Here is a 17,666-nt window from a genome sequence, read left to right as displayed (position 1 = left end):
GGGATCACGCTGCGCAACACTGCCCGCTATTCGCACAGCGATCAGGCCTACATCTTCACGCTCCCCGACGACAGCCAGGGCAACGTTCGCGGCACTGCCGCGACCAACCCCACCACCGGCGCGGCGGGCACGCGCGGCGACGTGCTCACCGGCGGCTATGTCTGGCGGCGGGGCAATACGCGCTATGGGTATAGCGAAAGCCTGATCGACCAGACCGACCTCAGCGGAACGTTCGACACCGGCGGGATCAAGCACAGCTTCGCGGTCGGTGCGGAAGTCGCGTGGGAGAAGACCCGACGCGGAACGCTCGTTTCGGCGAACGGCTCGACCGTCAACCCGCGCTGCAACACCGCGACGATCGCACGGTATTATTGCGCGAGCCTGTTCAACCCCAACCCATCCGACCCGTGGGTCAATTACACCAGCGATACGTCGAGCATCGCGACACCGATCGTGCGTGGGGCTTCCAACACCGAGACGCAGAACGACGCGACGACGATCGGGCTGTACGGGTTCGATTCGATCACGCTGCTCCCGCAGCTGATCCTCAACCTCGGGGCGCGCTACGACCGGTTCAAGTCCAGCGTCACGCTGCCGTTCGCGGCGGGGGGCAATGCGACCAAGCTGTCGCGCAAGGACGAGCTGTTCAACTGGCAGGCGGGGCTGGTGTTCAAGCCGACCAGCGAGACCAGCCTCTACGCAAGCTACGCCACCGCCGCGACGCCGCCCAACGCGCTGCTCGGCGAGGGCCGCGAGGACAATGCGCTCCCGACCACCGCGACCCCGGCCAATCTCGCGATCCTCGATGCGTTGAAGGTGCAGAAGACCAAGTCCTACGAGGTCGGCGCGAAGGGCAGCCTGTTCCACGAACAGCTCCAGCTAGGAATTGCGGTATTCCAGACCGATATCAGCAACGCGCGGGTGCAAATCGACGCCAATACGGTCGGGTTCCTTGGTAAAACGCGCATCCGTGGCGTCGAATTGACGGCAAGCGGGACGATCTTGCCGGGCTGGACCGTGTTCGGCGGCTATACCTATCTCGACCCCAAGGTCATCGACGGCGGCAACAGCGCGCTCACCGCCGCTGCCAATGGTCGTGCCGCCGCGCAGACGGTGTACGTTCCTTCGGTCAATACCGGCAAGCAAGTCCCGCAGACTGCACAACATAGCTTTACCGCGACGACCAACTACGAACTGGTGAAAGGCCTGCAGATCGGTGGAAGCGCGATTTACATGGGGCGGCAATATGGCGGCTATGCCGACAATCGCACCGCGACGCAGACGACCGCCGGGGTCGTCACGATCACGCCTGCGACCACGATCCTGTCGCGCGGCATTCCCGATTACTGGCGCTTCGATGCGCGCGCCAGCTACGCGGTCACGCCCAATCTGGAGCTGAGCGTCAACGCGCAGAACTTGACCGACAAGGTCTATTTCACACAGACCTACGCGTCACACTTCGCCAATATCGCGGCGGGGCGGACGGTGTTCGGCACGATCACGGCCAAGTTCTGATGCTATCGGCGGATCGACTGGCGGCGCTTACCCCGGACGAGATCGCCACGCATCTCTCCGGTCCACCCGAGACCCGCGCGGCCTTCGTCCGCGCGGCGGCAGATGCAGGACATGCCGAGGCGCAGGCGGTGTACGGCCAAATGCTGCTCGACGGGGTAGGGGTGCCGCGCGATACCCCCGCCGCGCTCCGCTGGTTCAAGCGCGCGGCGGCGCAGCATCATGTGATGGGGATCAACATGGTCGGGCGTTGTTACGATCTCGGCTGGGGCACGGCACCCGACAAGACTCGCGCCGCCGATTGCTACCGCATCGCCGCCGAGCGTGGCCTCGATTGGGGCATGTACAATTACGCGACGCTGCTCGCGCTCGGGCACGGCGTGACGGAGGACAAGGCGGCCGCGCTCGACTGGTTCCGCAAAGCCGCTGCGCTGGGAAATGCCAAGGCGATTAACTTCGTCGGCAGTTTCCACGAGGACGGCTGGGTCGTCCCGCGCGATCTCGCCGCGGCGGCGCAGTGCTATGCGCGCGCGGCACACGGCGGCGACTTTCGGGGCGCGTTCAACCATGCCCGGATGCTCGGCAGGAAGGGACAGATCGAGGAAGCGATCGGTTGGCTCCGGCGGGCGGGCGCGAGCGCGACCCCGGCGTTTGTCGACAAGGCCGCGGCATGGCTCGCAGCTTCCGACATCGCTGCGTTCCGCATCCGGGGCGTCCAGGCGATTCGGGCGGCGGCATGCTGACGATCATCCCCGATCTGCTGAAGGCTGCGCAGGTTGCCGACCTGCGGGCGACGCTTGATGCCGCCGACTGGATCGACGGCAATGCGACCTCGGGCGCGCAATCCGCGCTCGCCAAGCGCAACACGCAATTGCCCGAGGATAGCGCGGCGGCACGGGCAGGGGGCAGCGCCGTTCTCGACGCGCTCGGGGCATGCCCCCTGTTCGTCGCGGCGGCGCTGCCGCTGAAGGTGTTTCCACCGCTGTTCAATCGCTACGGTGCGGGCGATGGTTTCGGCGCGCATGTCGACACCGCAATCCGCATCCGCCGCGGAAGCGATTTCCGCATCCGCAGCGACTTGTCCGCAACGCTCTTCCTGTGCGATCCGGACAGTTATGAAGGCGGTGAACTCGTCATCGCGACGCAATTTGGCGAACAGCGAGTCAAGCTGCCCGCCGGCCAACTGGTGGTCTACCCGGCATCGAGTGTCCACCACGTCACCCCCGTCACGCGCGGGACGCGGGTCGCCTCGTTCTTCTGGATCCAGTCGATGGTCCGCGACGATGGCGCGCGCGCGATGCTGTTCGAACTCGACACCGCGATCCAGTCGGTCGCTACACGGCTCGGCAGTGACGATCCCGAAATCGTCCGGTTGACGGGCGTCTATCACAATCTGTTGCGCCGCTGGGCGGAGGTCTGATGTCGAAGATTGGGTTGCGGCGCGCCTGGTTTCAGGCACACAAATGGATCGGGCTGCTGCTCGCGGTGCTGATCATTCCGTTGTCGCTAAGCGGTGCGGCGTTGGTGTGGGACGAAGCGGTCGACCACGTCCTCAATCCAGCGCGCTATGCGGTCAGCGGCAACACCACGCTCGATCCCGCACGCTATGTCGCAGCGGCGCGGACCACACTCAAGCCAGCCGAACGGATTGCCAGCATCGCGTTTCCGGAAGGCGAAGGACCGGTCCAGGTAATCGCGATCACGCCGCCCGATCCTGCAAGACGCGGCCCGCCGCAACGGACCACCGTCTATCTCGATCCGCCGACGGCGAGGATACTCGCGACGGCGAGTAGCGGCAGCGGTGTGCTGCGCGTTCTCCACAATCTCCACGGCAATCTGCTCGTCCCCGGCGTCGGTCGGCAGATCGTCGGCTGGATCGGCGTGGCGATGCTGGTGTCGTGTGTCTCCGGGTTGTGGCTGTGGTGGCCGACGGTCGGGCGCTGGACGCGTGGGCTACGCTGGCGGCGGCATCGCAACACCGACACTAATGTGCACCATCTGTTCGGCTTCTGGATTGCGCTGCCCTTGTTCGTATTGTCGTTGACGGGCGTTTGGATCTCCTTTCCGCAGGTCTTCGCGGGGGGTGGTGCGTCGCGCGGTCCGGGTGGACCGGGCGGTCGACCTGTCGCGCTGGAACGTCCGATACTGGCGGTGGATACCGTGCTCGCCCGCGCTGCAACGGTGACCCCCGGGGCGGTGTCACGGGTAGAATGGCCCACCGATCGGAAGCCCGAATGGAAGGTGCAGCTTCGCAAGGCGCGCGGGGTGACCGTCGATGACGTCACGGGCCGAGCAATGCCTGCACGGCCTGAATCCGAGACGCTCGCGCGGACCATGCGGCGGTTGCACGACGGCACGCGGATGGGGTTTGTGTGGCAATTGCTGGTCTTTCTCGGTGGGATTCTACCAGCGGTGCTTGCGGTGACGGGCATCATCATGTGGTGGCGCGCGCGACGTTGGAAGGCGGCGTTCAAGGCCAAGCAGCGCGTACGGGCCGCAGCCTGACGGGTCTTCAAGCGCGATCTGTACCCTCTGCTTTCGCCAGCTTACCGCCTCACCCAAAGGGTAATTTCGCCAACCCGTGTTGCGGGGCGGTACGGCAGCATTGCGCGGTGAACGGCCGGGTGTGCGATGATCCATGCCATTCCCGGTTCGGCATCCACCAAAACGATATTGGGTGCGTTGCGCGTGATGTCCGTAGCAAGCATTGCCGCTTCCTCGGCGGCTGCCTGCGCGACGGCGGCGCGCTGCGTCGGGGCGAGCGCCGGATCGGCCAGTTGCTGTCGACTACTCCCGGTCACCCATAGGCTGCCGCGTCGCCCGACCCAGCGCCCTGCCACCCAGCGCGTCAGGGGATGGCCAAGCCCGAAGTCGAAGGAGACGCCGATCATTTTCGGACGTGGTGGACCCAGCCGCAACACAGCGTCCCGCAGCGCATAGGGCTTCGCGACCTGCGCGTAGCCGTACGTGGCGGTAAGGGCCAGGACGGCAAGACAGGCCGTACCAAAAACGTCGCACAGGGCTGGGACGGGTGAGTTCCAGCGCAATTGCCAACAAACCTAACGCAACTGCCGGATAGCCGTGGTTGAGATAGCCCTTGCCCTGCACCAGCCCCGCGGCCACGAAGCCGACCGACGCGAGCAGGGCCGCCGTGGCCGGGATCGTGGCGCGACCGCGTGCGATCCAGACGGTCAGCGCCACGGCGACGGCCGGGATCAGCACCATAGATCCCATCAGGAGATGCGGCCAGCTATCCCGATTTGGCAGATACACGCGCCGCAGCAGCGGTAGCATGTGATCGAGATACAGCGGAAAGACTGTCCACACGACAAAAGCGTAGCCGACGCATAGCAGCGCAAGCGCGACCCATTCGACACCCAGCGCGGGTCTTGCCGATCGCTGCCGGAGGATTGCCCAGCCTGCGACGGGGAGAAGCGCCAGCAGCAGGTGCGGCTTAATCGCCACCATGATCCCACCGCCGAGTCCCGCCATCCAGGCATCGCGTCGGCGGAACGCGCGACCCTCGACCCGCCCAACCAGCACCGTCAGCATCGGCAGCGCTGCGATCAGCGCAATGTGTTCGCGCTGGGCAAACAGGTCGGCTGGAAGCACCAACAGCACAAACGCCGCGGCACCCGCCAACTGGGGCTGCGTTTCAGGGGGCGGATCGAGAAGCCGCCCTGATGTGATAATCGAAACGGTTGCCAATACCGTGACGAGGACCACCGTGACCGCTTCGGGGGGCAAAGCGATTGCGCGCGCCAACGCCAAGAACGGCATATAGATCAGGATCGACGCTGGCGGGTTCACCTCTTCGACGTCGCGGTACAGCACTGCCCCGTCGATGACCCGTTCGGCGGTGGTTATCAGCCAGGATACGTCGCAGTTGAGCGACGACAGCGCCTGCTGCGCGAGCGCAAGCACCACCACAACTCCCACCCACACAGCCGAAGGCCACCGGCCAACGGGTCTGAAGACAGAGGATCCAGCAGAAGCCATCTGCACCCGCTATCGCGGAACAGTTGCGGTCACCTTAAGCGCGCGGGCAACGGAGATGTTCACGCAACGCTGATCGGTTGCTCCGACGCTGCCCTTGCCCACTGGCAAGGGCAGCAACCGGATTCACCGCCCCAGCAACACCCGCGCTTGGCCCGCAATCTGTGCCAACATCGCGGCATTCGGGGCAGGGGCCAGCCGCGCCCGGTCGACCACCGCCTTGAACTGCGCGACGCGCGCGGCATTGTCGGAGAGCCATGCCTCGACCAGCGCCTGCGGATCGAGCTTGCCGCCCGCCGCCCGCGCCAGGAATTCCAGCCGCAACTGCTGGAAATCGCGCGCCAGGCCGGCAATCAGCAACCGCTCCCATGGGTCGCTCGATTCGATCCGCGCAGCATTTGCCTGCGCCCAGTCGAGCCCGAGCGCCTGGCCCAGCCGCGTGAAGGCGCGCGTCAGTTCGGTCTCGTCGATCCCGAGCCGGTCGCCAAGATCGGCAAGGCCAACGGCACCGTCCATCTCGAACAACCGGACGACCTTCTGCACCAGTGCAGTCGGCGCGCCTGCCGCTTCCAGGGCGGCGGCGATGCGCGCGCTGTGCGCGCTGGCTTCCTCGAGCAGCAACGCCTTGGTCTGCCGGTCGAGATCCGCGATCCCCTTGCCGAGCCGCTTTAGCGTCTCGCCCGGTCCGGTGCCGGTCCGGGTCGCGCGGAGCAGGTCCGCGATCTGCGAGCGGGTCGCGACCGCAGTCTCGTCGAACAGCGCGATGCGTGCCGCTTCAGGCATGTCGGTCGTCTCGATCTCGCGCCACAACGTCGGCAGGTCGAACAGCCGCTCGGCCACCACGAACATCCCGGCGATATCCGCGATCGCGGCGCCTTCCTCCTCGGCCAGCTCGAACGGATACAGCACGCCCATTCGGTTGATGATGCGATTGGCAAGCTTGGTCGCAACGATTTCGCCGCGGAGGCGATGCTCATCGATCGCCTTGCCGAACCGTTCCTGCATCGCCGCTGGGAAGGCCGCGTGCAGGTCGGGCAGCAGTTCGTCCGCCATGCCCAGGCCCGACCGTTCGATCGCCGCCTGCAACGCCAGCTTGGCGGTCGCCAGCAGCACGGCGAGCTCGGGCCGCGTCAGGCCGCGGCCCTCGACCGAACGCCGCAGCAGATCGTCGTTGCCAGCAAGCCCCTCGACCGCGCGATCGAGCGAGCCCGATGCCTCGAAGATCTCGATCAGGCGAACATAGCTCGGCACGGTTTGCGCACCGCCCGCTTCTGCGATCGACAAGGCAAGCGTCTGGAGTCGGTTATCCTCGAGCACCAGATGCGCCACATCGTCGGTCATGCTCGCGAGGAAGCTGTTGCGGTCCTCGAAGCCCAGGCGCCCTTCGATCATCTCGCGGTTGAGCGCGATCTTGATGTTGACCTCATTGTCCGAGCAATCGACGCCCGCCGAATTGTCGATGAAGTCGGTGTTGATCCGGCCGCCCCCCAAAACACCACTGCGCGCCGAGAAGGCAATGCGGGCCGCCTGCGTCACGCCAAGGTTCGCACCTTCGCCAATGGCCGTCGCGCGCAGATCCTCGGCATCGACGCGCAAGCGATCGTTGGCGGGGTCGCCGACCGCGATGTTGTTCTCGGCACGGGCCTTCACATAGGTGCCGATCCCGCCGAACCAGATCAGGTCGACCGGGCTCTTGAGGATCGCCGAAATAAGCGCACCCGGCTCGATCTCGCGTTCCGCGATGTCGAGCGCGGCGCGGACTTCGTCGGTCAGCGCGATCACCTTGGCGGTGCGGGGGAATACCCCGCCGCCTGCCGAAATGAGCGACTCGTCATAGTCCGCCCAGCTCGAGCGCGGTAGCGCGAACATCCGGGCGCGTTCGGCGAAGGAGGCGGCGGGCTCGGGGTCCGGATCGAGGAAGATATGACGATGGTCGAACGCGGCGACGATCTTGAGCTCGTGGCTGAGCAACATGCCGTTGCCGAACACGTCGCCCGACATGTCACCGCATCCGACGACGCGGATCGGCTGCGTCTGGACGTCGGTCCCGCGCTCTGCGAAGTGGCGCTGGACGCTGACCCAAGCGCCCTTTGCGGTGATCCCCATCGCCTTGTGGTCATAGCCGACCGACCCGCCGCTCGCGAACGCATCGCCGAGCCAGAAGCCGTGCTCGAGCGCGATCGCATTGGCGACGTCGGAGAAGGTTGCGGTGCCCTTGTCGGCGGCGACGACGAAATAGGGGTCCTCGCCGTCGTGGACGACCACGCCTTGCGGGTGGACGACCTTGCCCTCGACGATGTTGTCGGTGATCGACAGCAACGTGCGGATGAACACGCGGTAGCTTTCGGTGCCTTCCGCAAGCCATGCGTCGCGGTTGGATGCGGGCGGAAGCTGCTTGGCATAGAAGCCGCCCTTCGCGCCGGTCGGAACGATCACCGCATTCTTGACGCGCTGTGCCTTCATCAGCCCGAGGATCTCGGTGCGGAAGTCGTCACGCCGGTCGGACCAGCGCAGGCCACCGCGCGCGACCGGGCCGGCGCGCAGGTGGATGCCCTCGATCCGCGGGCTGTACACCCAGATCTCGCGCCATGGCACTGGGGCGGGGAGGCCGGGAATGCGGTGGCTATCGAGCTTGAACGCGAGTGCCTCTGAACCTGCGGGCGTGAACGCGTTGGTCCGGAGCGTCGCCGCGATCATGGAATAGAACGCGCGCAGGATGCGATCATCGTCGATCGCGGTCACCGCATCGAGGCCTGCTTCGATCGCCGCGTCCGTCTCCGCGGGATCACGGTTTTGCGCAGGATCATGCACCGCGGCAAAGCGGGCGATCAGCGCTTCGGCCACGCGGGGTGCCCGACGCAACGCATCCACCACGGTGGTCAGCCCATAGGTAAGCCCCGCCTGGCGCAGGTAGCGGAACCACGCGCGGAACAGCACGACGGCCTGCGGACTGACCCCGACTTCGATGATCAGCCGGTTGAACGCGTCATTCTCCGCAGCGCCTTCCAGCACGGCTGCGATCGCGCCTTCCAGCACCGCAGTGTCGACCTGCGACGCGGCGTCGTTCGATTCGACGATAAATTCATGGACGAAGGCATCGCTTTCGTCCTGCAGCCGCGTCGGCAACTCGCCGATGACACGGAAGCCGAAATTCTCGAGCACGGGTACCGCATCGGACAGCGGCAGCGCATTGCCGAGCTTGTAGATCTTGAGGTGGCGATCCTCTCCCGGAGCGGTCGGGATAAGGCGCACGCCCCGTGCGCTTTCATCTTCGAGCGCAGCGAGCCGCTGGATGTCTTCTCCAGCTTCGGCGGGGGTACTGACGTTACGGTAGTTCTGCGGGAACCCCGCCGCCCAGCGCAATGCGAGCCGAGCCGCACGTGGTGCATCGGTCTGCTCGACCAGCGCGGCTTCGACCGCGGGGACCCAGCCGCGCACCATCCGCGCGATCCGGGTGTCGAGCGCGTCAGTGTCGGGCAGCACGCCGCCTTCGCGCAAATCGAGCGTGTAGCGGATCAGCGCGATCGTATCGTCAACCGCGATCGACCAGTTGAGGATATTAGCATTGGCTGCTTCCGCCAGCATATCGCCGATTGCAAGGCGACGCGCGGTGGTGAGGTCGTCGCGTGGCAGCCATGCGAAGGCGAACAGGTGTCTTCCGAGCGTGCTGCGGACGAGCGCCAGCTTCGGTCGTGGCCGATCCGCCAGCGACATGGCGGTGAGCGCAACATTCTCGAGCGATTCGGGCGTGAACCCGGCAACGAGATCGTGCGGCAGCGCGACCAGCGCGTGCGTCAGCGCCTTGCCCGTGTGCCCCTTGGGATCGAACCCGAACTTCTTTTCCAGCGCAGCCAGACGCGCGCGCAGCACCGGAACATCCTCGGGCGCCGCGAGCAATGCCGCGCTCGTCCAAAGGCCGGCGTGGATCGACAACCCCGTTACGCGTGCGCCGTCGCGCAGTGGGACCAGTGCAAGATCAAGCGGAACATGGCGGTGAACGCCCGAGATCAGATTGGACTTGAGCAGCAACGGGGCTTCGCCGCCGTCTTCGAACCACGACATCGCGAGGCGCCGCGAAGCTTCCGCAAGGATTGGCACGGGTTGCTGATTGCGGGCGATACCCAAGGCCTGCGGGCTGCCCGAGCCTTCCGACACCCATGTTTCGTGGCCCAGCAGCGTCATCTTGCGATCGAGCAGCCAGGTGAGCAGGGCACGGCCTTCCCCCTCGGGCAAGGTCGCGATGTCGGATGCCATCGCATCCTCCAGCCCTTGCCAGTCCCCGACCGCCGCACGCACGTCCTCAAGGTTCTTGGTCAGCTCGATGACGAGGTCGCGTCGTTCCCGGGCGTCGACGCGTTCGAGCTCGATGTAGATCATCGACTCGGCGGCGCCTTCGTCGACTTGGGTCAGTGCGCCATCCGAATCGCGTGTGACACGCAACACGGGGTGAATGATCCGGTCGATCGAAATATCGTGCGCGCCGATCGTGGCAGCGATCGAATCGACCAGGAAGGGCATGTCGTCGTTGACGATGGCGAGTCGCATCAGCCGTCGGGGATCGGTCGCGGGCAAGGGCTCGAGCGCGATCGTTACGGTCGCGGGCGAGCGCTGTTCGGCGGTGGCGGCGACGAAGCTTGCGGCGGCGGCGCGCTCGGCCTCCCCGAACCCCTGCAATTCACCCGGAAGGGCGCCTTTGGTGAGCCGGACGGCAAGTGCATCCGACAGCGATTTGAGCGTGGTCTTAGGCATGGGCGGTCCTATGCGCCGGTCCGATGGCGACCTCAAGACTTGTGGCGGTGCAACATTTTCAACGAGTCGCCTGGCGCATCACGCGCTCTGTAAGCGCGGAGTCATCCGTAACCGTTGCAACGATATCGAGCGTACCAACGACGGAGGTGCGCGCGAGGAGCAGCACATACTCTCCTTCGATCGATCCGGTCTGCAGCTTGACCTGGGCAAGCGCGGGGCGCTCGGCAAGCATCATGGACGGGCTGATTCGCTGCCCGACCGCGGGCGCTCGAGCCTGTCGCTCGGCAGATACCACACCCTTTATCCCGCCGTCGAACCCTTCGAGAAAACTCTGAAGAGCACCCGCCGGCACACCGATCCGCCGCGCATGTGCCAGGACGGCGGCATATTCGGTCAACCGGGTCTTTTCATAATCAACGCCGAAAACAAGCTTCACCACCGGGGTCATGGGCGCACGAAGCTGGACGGTGATGTTCGCCCGATCGAGCAGCGTCGCATACCCAAGCGGATCGGCATCGGCCGCGATCGCGAAATCATGTGCGCGGGCAAGGGCACGGTACAGCGTTCCGCGGCTACGGAGGTCCGCGGTTGCGGCGGCCGCCGCAGTTTGCCGCGCGAGCAGTAGCCGATCGGACAGGCTGTCGTTCTCTTCGCCGTCCTTGGCAACCATGTCGGCATCGAGGGTGGATTGGCCCGTTTCGTCCTCTTCGGTATCGTCCTCCAGGTCGATCAGGGACGCTAGGGCGTGGTTTGGCCCGTCGGCCCAGACCGGTGCGGTGGCGGCGCGTGCCGGAACGGCGCGCGCTGCGGCGATTTCCGCATACAGTCCCGCCGCGGTATCGGCGTCGACGAGTTCCTTCCAGTTGATGACGCCATAAATGAAGTCGATCGTGTCCGCGTCGGAGGAAAAGGGCATCAGGATGCCGCGATACAGCGTATTGTGGCCGCGCATGCTGACGAATTCGGCTTCGAAACCGATCGGCGAGCGGCTGGCAATGATTTGCAGATAATGGTCGGTCAGCCGCGACAGGAGCGACCCGGCGGGCACCTGTGCGATATGCGTCGTTCCGGTATCGAGCGAACATTCGTCGCGAAGCGCCCGCCCGAGATACGCGATCGCAGGGTTCTCGATTCCCTGCGTGAAATCGAGCAGGACGCTGTTGCTCCCGAAATCGGCGATCGTCGCCGGGTCGAGGTCCTGGATCGAGGGATAGCCTCGCCCACCGAGCAGCGAGACCCAATAGTTGTAGGCGCGAACATGCATGCGGCGTTCATCGGTACCGACCGCGATCTGCGGTTCGGCCAATCCGTCGCCGGTTGCATCCGGCCCGCCGCGACCGGGGGTGCCGGCGCCGAACCGGTCGTCCTCGAAGTCGTGAACACTATCCATTGCGCAAACGCCCTATCTGGCCCGGGGGCCGCTATCGATTTGCTAATGCACCATGTGTGGTAAACGTCCGGTAAAGGAGCGATCGATCGCCAAAAATCGGAACGACTTTGCCGCATTGGCTTGCCAGCGCCAAATCCATTTGATAAGCGCCCGCCTCCACGGTCGCCGATCAGGCGCCGTGTGTGCCGCTTTAGCTCAGTTGGTAGAGCATCGCATTCGTAATGCGGGGGTCACAGGTTCGAGTCCTGTAAGCGGCACCAGAGCTTCCTAAAAGCCTGATTACCCTCAGAAATCCCAGAACAGCGTGACTTCGAAGTGCCATCGCGTACATTGCGAAGGTACAAAACGCCATGGGGATCACCGTGAAACATATCCTCAAACTTGGCGCGGGCCGCATGAGCTACCGCCGTGCCTACCCCGTTGCATTGCGCCCACATATCGCCGGAGAGCCTGTGCAGCTCAAGGTAGCTTTGGGGCTGGAAGGGTCCCCAGGGTTCCTATCTCGCTATGAGGAGGCTGAGGGCCGATACCGTGACATCGTGACGATGGCGAAGCGCAGGGCGGCGGGGGCCTTTGATGCCCTAGACTCGGCCACGATTGCCTATCTGGCTGAGACGTTCCGGGTCCAACTCCTGCAAGATGACGATGAGGCTCGGTGGGATACTGAAGAGCGCGATCAGTACCGGAGCATCACTGCGGACCTTGAGGCCCGTGGGGTCCCTCACATAGCGCCTTGGAAGGGCAAAGAAGCGCAACGCTTCGCCGCTAAGGCCCGAGCCCGTCTCGCGGAGAGCTTGCCCCTCTATCGGGGACTCAGGGGCAACGGGGACCTTAATGGCATCGTGGTCCTGTGGATGGATGAAGCCTTAACTTTACTGGAGGCGGCTGAGCTGGCTGTAGCCCCTGATGCTCTGAAGCCCTTTCAGCATCTGTGCAGGGCTATGAATGATGCAGCTATCTCGGCCGGGGAAGCGATGCTGCAGCGGTTGGATGGCTTCGATATCCCCACCCCTGCTTCTCCCGAGCCGCTGGGGGACCGTCCTGTTCCAACCCCTGCAGCTGAGGGTGTCGCCGCCGTCCCGTTGCTTGCGACCTTTGAGAGCTACGCTCAGGCTCAGGGGATGACGCCTGGGGTTCGTGCCGAGTGGCGTAACTATGTCCGCCGCCTAATCGACTTCCTAGGGCACGATGACGCAGCCAGACTAACGGCCACCGACCTAATGAACTGGCGTGACAAGCTGCTGACGGAGCCTTCCCGCCTGGGGGTGTTGAGGAAGCCCATCACCGTCCGGGACAAGTACATCGTCACCGTCAAGGCCATGCTGGCGTGGGCTGTGGAGGAGCGCAAGCTACCTGAGAATGTCGCTATGGGGGTGAAGGTTCGGGTCCCCAAAGAGGCGAAGCTTAGGGATGCTGCATTCACTACTGAGGAGGCCCGAGCGATCCTTTCGGCCACTCTGGAGCCTATGGGCCCTCGGGTGTCTGAGCGGCACGCCTTGGCCAGGCGGTGGATACCATGGCTTTGCGCATACAGCGGGGCTCGGGTGAACGAGATCAGCCAGCTACGGAAAGAGGACGTCCATACCGTAGATGGCGTGTGGGTCTTGCGGATAACGCCTGAGGCGGGGACGGTGAAGAGCAAGGCAGCAAGGCTGGTGCCGTTACACTCCCACATCATCGATCAAGGGTTCCTTGAGGTCGTCAGGCGGCGGCCAGACGGGCCCTTGTTCTTCGATCGGTCCCAGACGCGGGTGGAGTCGGATAGCAACCGGCATTTCAAGAAGGTGGGCGAACGTCTCGCGGCGTGGGTGCGGGCGGATGTGGGCATTACCGATCCAACCCTGCAGCCCAACCACGGCTGGCGTCACCTGTTTAAGGCCTTGTCCTATGATGCCGGGATTGAAGAGCGCTTGGCCGATGCGATTCAAGGGCACGCTCCAACTACTACCGGGAGGTCTTACGGTGGGCCATCGGTGACGGCAAAAGCGGAGGCCATCGAGAAGCTACCGCGATTTGATGTATAAAAATGATAGTCCACAATAAGATACTGTTGCCGATGTGGTGGTGACATTGGCTGGGCTTCGAACCTTAGCAGTCTGTCAATAACTCTGCTTCTAAGGAAGTGTTACAATCGGAGATTATCCACACCCTGCTAAATAATAGTCTGATCTACAACGATTTTAACTGTTGCTATTGGCGTGAATAACGTCACGATTGCGGTGATATTCACTGACGGGAGCAAGAGTATGGCACGGTCAATCAATCAGGCTGCGGTTATCGACATCAAGTTGGCCGATGGGATGGCGTTCGGCATGGGCGAAGGAGCTTACCTTATCGTGCAGCACGATGAGTACGGGCACCGCCATGCTGTGTTGGTGACCCCGGAAACGCTAAAGGCGATCGGTGCTGTTGAGCGGGCAAGGTCTGGCGGCGTGGCTGGGGCCATCATGAAGAAGGCTTCTGAGGGGGCCCTTGAGGCCCGTACAGCGCTCGTGGGGCTACGGCACCGGGTAGGTAGCCAGTGGGGCGCAAAGGCCCTTGGCGACTCTCAGGGGACTCAGGCTGGGCTATCTGCTGCCTGAGGTGGCAAAAGCCCCAGGGAGGCCCTTGAGGGGACCCTGGGGCGATAGTTCACTTGGAGGCCAGTACGTCTGCCTTACTTAACCTCTTCCACCGTCCAACCGTGTGCCGCAGGGGACTTACGGGTCGATGGGGGCGCTGAGCGCAGCTTGTTCGCGTAGGCTGCGTCAGACCCTACCAAGGAGCCGTGAGCCTTGACGTAGCTGTCCCGGAACTGGTGCTTATCAATCACGGATTGGTTGAGACGGCGTTGTTCTTCGACGAACTTCTTGTTGGCTTCGTAGGGCTTATCCTCGCTGCCGACGATGCCTTGCTGAACCTGAAGGTCCCTATCGGACTGAGGTCCTGAGCCTGGCTTATGTTGCTGCAGGGCCATCTTGCTAGTGATGGCTCGGAGGCGGGCTAGATCGGTATTGCCCATCCATCCCTGAACGACATGGGCCGCGTGGTCCAGAAGGCCTCCACGGGGCCTCAGGCGGTTGTTGATGCCTTCGAACTCGTTGAGGGTGGCCACGTTAGCAGATGCTGCGTCTGCCTCCTGTTGCTCGGCCAGGAGGGCTTTTTGGGCCTGTCGTCGCTCTGAGTCCGAACCGGCTTGGGCGAGGCCTTTGGCCCTGTAGGCGTCTAGCTCTCTCTTGTGTTCCGGCTTCAGTTTGCCTTGAGCCTCTCCTATTTGGAGGAGGGCGATGCGGGCCTTGAGTTGGTCTGCCATGGTTGGATCCTATTTCAGGTAATCAAGGTCGCTGTTGCCCGAAGGCTTGGCGCTGGGTTTCTTGCGGGTGGACGGCGGCGCAGCGTGCTTACGTTCAGCGAGCCCCAAGCGCTTGGTAGCGAGGCCGTAGTTGCGGTCAGCGTTGGTTTGGGTTCGGGCTCCGGATGCGGTGGCTCGCTCCCCAGCTGCTCGGGCTCTGGCGTCGGTCATGCGTTCCGTGGGGCTGACGGTCTGCCCAGCCATCGCTGTTGCCACGTCAGGGTTCCATTCTTCGGGGAGACCAAGGTCATACCCCAACCGAGTGCTATCGGCCCTAAAGTCACTGTAGGCCTGGGCCTGCTGTTCCTTGGGAAGTTGCAGGATTGCTGACATGGTGGCCGCCCGCATCCTCACATTGTCGGAGGCATTTGGGGCCGGTGGGGCTTTGGCAGCGCGGGCCTTGTCCGTTAGGTAGCTCTGGACCTGGGCAATCGGGGTATAGGTACGCATACCCGTTATAGGGTCCGTAGTGATCTCGAAGGCATCGTCAGGGCCCCCGGTTGTTACGTCTCTCTTTTGGAGGGCAGTATAGCCTTTGCGAAGCTGGCTAATGTTCTCTGCTGCCCCGCCGAGGCCGGCTGCGAAGCTTTCGGGGTGAGAGAGGAAACCGCTACCAATTGCGGCGAGGCTCTCAGAAAGGTTCTCTTTGGCAAAGGGCCTGTAGCGTTTGCGTTCTATGGACGCCGGAGGGGCCTGTGGGAGCCCCTGGGGACTCGCTGGGGCTTGTGAGGGCATCGGCTGGGCCATTGTGGCCTGAGCGGGCTGGAGAGGCCCAGGGGAGTCCTGCGAGGCCTGAGGGGCGAAGGGACCCTGAAGCCCAGTAAGGCGGGGGTCTGTCGCTGGGCTCAGGGGGGAGCCGTGAGGGACGTTGGGGTCGAATTGGCCGTAGAGGCTTTGGAGCCGGGGGTCCCGGTTTGAGAGGATTGTCAAAAAGGCTGACCTTATGAGAGAGGGCAAGCCCGCCACACAATGCGATTGTGCGTACCATTGGCGGGTGTTTAGGGAGCCCTCCGCCATCTCAGTGCGGAGTCTTACAGGCAGTAGACTGGCACGAAGGCTCAGTGACTGTGCTGCGTGCGGATCGGCGTTAGCGTCAGCGAGGAACCGCTTTTGGGGCGGCCCGATCCACTTCTTCCAATAAAGTACGCTCAATGGACGGCTTGGTCAATCGTCCCGTTGCAACGGTGTTTGTCTCATTGCGCTTAAGTCGCCGTGAGCTACGCTATGTCGACAACAGGCCAACCGGGAGTAGATTGTGGCAGTTCGTGAGCTTCGTTCGCAGAGAGAAAAGCGGCTGGCGGGCCTTATTAACAATGATGTGTATCAGTACGATCAAGTTCCAAACAGCACTCGCGTGCAGCTTTTGCTGATAGGAGTGGACGTGTTTGGTGAATTCCGAATGCGATATAGCAGGGGGGTTTCCGACAACCGAACATGGGATCGTCTGGAAAAGGACTACTGTCGAGAAATTGGAATTCACCAGATTAGGCCAAGTAGCACTCTCGCAGGTAGGATAGAAGACTTTTACCATAACGCCGCCGCACCCAAGTTGTTGGACTTTCTTGAGTTGGTTTGCTGCCAAATGATTGGTACTTTTCCAACTTTTGGTGATGAAGGTAAGCAGGGCGTGGAGGAAATCAATCATAGATTGAGGCAGGGACTTGTTGGGTACCAATTCGAAAACAATCAAATTGTGAGGGTAGATAGTCAATTCATCCACGCAGAGGTAGTCAAGCCTGCATTGAAATTGATGAATTATCCTAGGTTCGAGGGCCCTCTGGAAGAATATCTAGAGGCGCATAACCACTATCGTAATGGAGAATACAAGCAAGCTATAGCGCAAGCCTCAAATGCATTCGAGTCTATGATGAAAGCCGTGTGCGATGAGAAGGGCTGGGCCTACGACAAGAACGCTCGCGTCTCTGACTTAGTTAAAGTTCTAAAGTCTAACGCCCTTTGGCCAGAATATATGGACAACTCTTTCGAGCAACTTATTGCTACACTAAAGTCAGGGTTATCAGTTATTAGGGATAAAGATGCAGCGCACGGGCAAGGGGGTATTCCGAAAGAAGTCCCTGACTACATCGCCGCATATGCTTTGCATCTCGCAGCTAGTAAGATTGTGTTGATCGGGGAGGCCGCCCGGGTATGACGGCGGTTCGAAATGCTTCGCTTGCCTTGGGGCTATTGATGACCCTTTGGGTGGACGGCCGTTGAAACGGGTGGGTAGTCTTAGTGAGTGGGGCGGATGACGCGAGAGTCCGAGCTGGGTCAATTGCGGCGCAGCGAAACCGCCACTTTCTAGCCCGGATTACCAGAAGATCGATATGGAACCAGCCTTTGGTATAGGGGACCCATTGGAAAGGCATTGCCATTTTCTTGATGGGGCTGCGGTGGCGGGCCGTTTGGAGCTGTTGAATCGCAAAGGCCGCGTTCCGTTGGTCGGAGCAGGCGCGATGCACCCGGGTGCGAGCTGGGACATTCCAGGCGACACAGGGGCTGGCCGGTCCCGTAGGGTGACATTTGGCCGCCGTGCACAGCGAGCCCATCGCTGGTTCCGATTGACTAAGCCGTGGACCCAGAGTCCCCTGCGAGGGGGCGTTTGGGGGATAGTAAGTGAAGGTCTGGTTAGGCGCGACGATGATGCTGCTGGCGGGCTGTGGTCCGTCACCGAACGACCGTATCTGT

The 17,666-nt window shown here is 63.1% G+C and carries 13 protein-coding genes and 1 tRNA gene; 8 read left to right on the top strand and 6 right to left on the bottom strand.

Annotated features, from left to right (window positions below; all coding sequences use genetic code 11):
• The 4 genes from ABIC16_RS18715 to ABIC16_RS18700 form a co-directional block, all read left to right on the top strand.
• A partial coding sequence (locus ABIC16_RS18715; protein WP_354292222.1) for a TonB-dependent receptor occupies positions 1 to 1,515 on the top strand: 1,515 nt, incomplete at its 5' end.
• Positions 1,515 to 2,255, top strand: a complete 741-nt coding sequence (locus ABIC16_RS18710) for a tetratricopeptide repeat protein (RefSeq protein WP_277968833.1) — start codon at positions 1,515 to 1,517, stop codon at positions 2,253 to 2,255. The genes ABIC16_RS18715 and ABIC16_RS18710, both read left to right, overlap by 1 nt.
• On the top strand, positions 2,249 to 2,932 hold the full coding sequence (locus ABIC16_RS18705) for a Fe2+-dependent dioxygenase (protein ID WP_354292221.1): 684 nt from the start codon (positions 2,249 to 2,251) through the stop codon (positions 2,930 to 2,932). Before ABIC16_RS18710 ends, ABIC16_RS18705 begins: the two co-directional genes overlap by 7 nt.
• The gene (locus ABIC16_RS18700; protein WP_354292220.1) at positions 2,932 to 4,017 is read left to right on the top strand and encodes a PepSY-associated TM helix domain-containing protein; all 1,086 of its coding nucleotides are present in this window, start codon (positions 2,932 to 2,934) and stop codon (positions 4,015 to 4,017) included. Before ABIC16_RS18705 ends, ABIC16_RS18700 begins: the two co-directional genes overlap by 1 nt.
• Before the next feature lie 41 nt (positions 4,018 to 4,058).
• On the opposite strand, the gene ABIC16_RS18695 is transcribed toward ABIC16_RS18700, so the two are convergent.
• The 4 genes from ABIC16_RS18695 to ABIC16_RS18680 all read right to left on the bottom strand — a co-directional run bounded on the left by ABIC16_RS18695 (position 4,059) and on the right by ABIC16_RS18680 (position 11,647).
• Positions 4,059 to 4,313: a hypothetical protein gene (locus ABIC16_RS18695; protein ID WP_354292219.1), complete on the bottom strand. Its 255-nt coding sequence runs from the start codon at positions 4,311 to 4,313 to the stop codon at positions 4,059 to 4,061.
• Positions 4,300 to 5,439, bottom strand: coding sequence for a hypothetical protein (locus ABIC16_RS18690; RefSeq protein WP_354292218.1), 1,140 nt, complete (start codon positions 5,437 to 5,439; stop codon positions 4,300 to 4,302). The genes ABIC16_RS18695 and ABIC16_RS18690 overlap by 14 nt, the downstream gene beginning before the upstream one ends.
• A 195-nt stretch (positions 5,440 to 5,634) precedes the next feature.
• Positions 5,635 to 10,257 (bottom strand): NAD-glutamate dehydrogenase domain-containing protein, encoded by a 4,623-nt coding sequence (locus ABIC16_RS18685; protein WP_354292217.1) that lies wholly within the window; start codon positions 10,255 to 10,257, stop codon positions 5,635 to 5,637.
• A gap of 58 nt (positions 10,258 to 10,315) precedes the next feature.
• Positions 10,316 to 11,647, bottom strand: coding sequence for a PAS domain-containing protein (locus ABIC16_RS18680; RefSeq protein WP_354292216.1), 1,332 nt, complete (start codon positions 11,645 to 11,647; stop codon positions 10,316 to 10,318).
• Between the two features lie 184 nt (positions 11,648 to 11,831).
• Between ABIC16_RS18680 and ABIC16_RS18675 the strand changes: the two genes are divergently transcribed.
• From ABIC16_RS18675 to ABIC16_RS18665, 3 genes are all read left to right on the top strand, one after another.
• Positions 11,832 to 11,907: transfer RNA gene (locus ABIC16_RS18675), tRNA-Thr, on the top strand.
• A 90-nt stretch (positions 11,908 to 11,997) separates the two neighbouring features.
• Complete coding sequence (locus ABIC16_RS18670) at positions 11,998 to 13,671, top strand: site-specific integrase (protein ID WP_354292215.1); 1,674 nt, start codon at positions 11,998 to 12,000, stop codon at positions 13,669 to 13,671.
• A 205-nt stretch (positions 13,672 to 13,876) separates the two neighbouring features.
• Positions 13,877 to 14,026 (top strand): CocE/NonD family hydrolase C-terminal non-catalytic domain-containing protein, encoded by a 150-nt coding sequence (locus ABIC16_RS18665; protein WP_354292385.1) that lies wholly within the window; start codon positions 13,877 to 13,879, stop codon positions 14,024 to 14,026.
• Positions 14,027 to 14,303: 277 nt separating this feature from the next.
• On the opposite strand, the gene ABIC16_RS18660 is transcribed toward ABIC16_RS18665, so the two are convergent.
• Together ABIC16_RS18660 and ABIC16_RS18655 are read right to left on the bottom strand one after the other, a co-directional pair.
• Positions 14,304 to 14,939 carry a hypothetical protein gene (locus tag ABIC16_RS18660; protein WP_354292214.1) on the bottom strand — a complete coding sequence of 212 codons (636 nt, stop codon included), beginning with the start codon at positions 14,937 to 14,939 and terminating at the stop codon, positions 14,304 to 14,306.
• A 9-nt stretch (positions 14,940 to 14,948) separates the two neighbouring features.
• Positions 14,949 to 15,428 carry a hypothetical protein gene (locus tag ABIC16_RS18655; protein ID WP_354292213.1) on the bottom strand — a complete coding sequence of 160 codons (480 nt, stop codon included), beginning with the start codon at positions 15,426 to 15,428 and terminating at the stop codon, positions 14,949 to 14,951.
• An 805-nt stretch (positions 15,429 to 16,233) separates the two neighbouring features.
• On the opposite strand from ABIC16_RS18655, the gene ABIC16_RS18650 reads away from it, so the two are divergent.
• Entirely contained in the window at positions 16,234 to 17,130 is an 897-nt protein-coding gene (locus ABIC16_RS18650; protein WP_354292212.1) for an abortive infection family protein, read from the top strand.
• The last annotated feature ends 536 nt before the right edge of the window (positions 17,131 to 17,666 follow it).

The organism is Sphingomonas sp. PvP055 (genome assembly GCF_040546365.1).
In the GTDB taxonomy this organism is placed as follows: Bacteria; Pseudomonadota; Alphaproteobacteria; order Sphingomonadales; family Sphingomonadaceae; genus Sphingomonas; species Sphingomonas echinoides_A.
The sequence above is the reverse complement of the archived record's forward strand: the minus strand, read 5'-3'. Positions and strand labels throughout refer to the sequence as shown.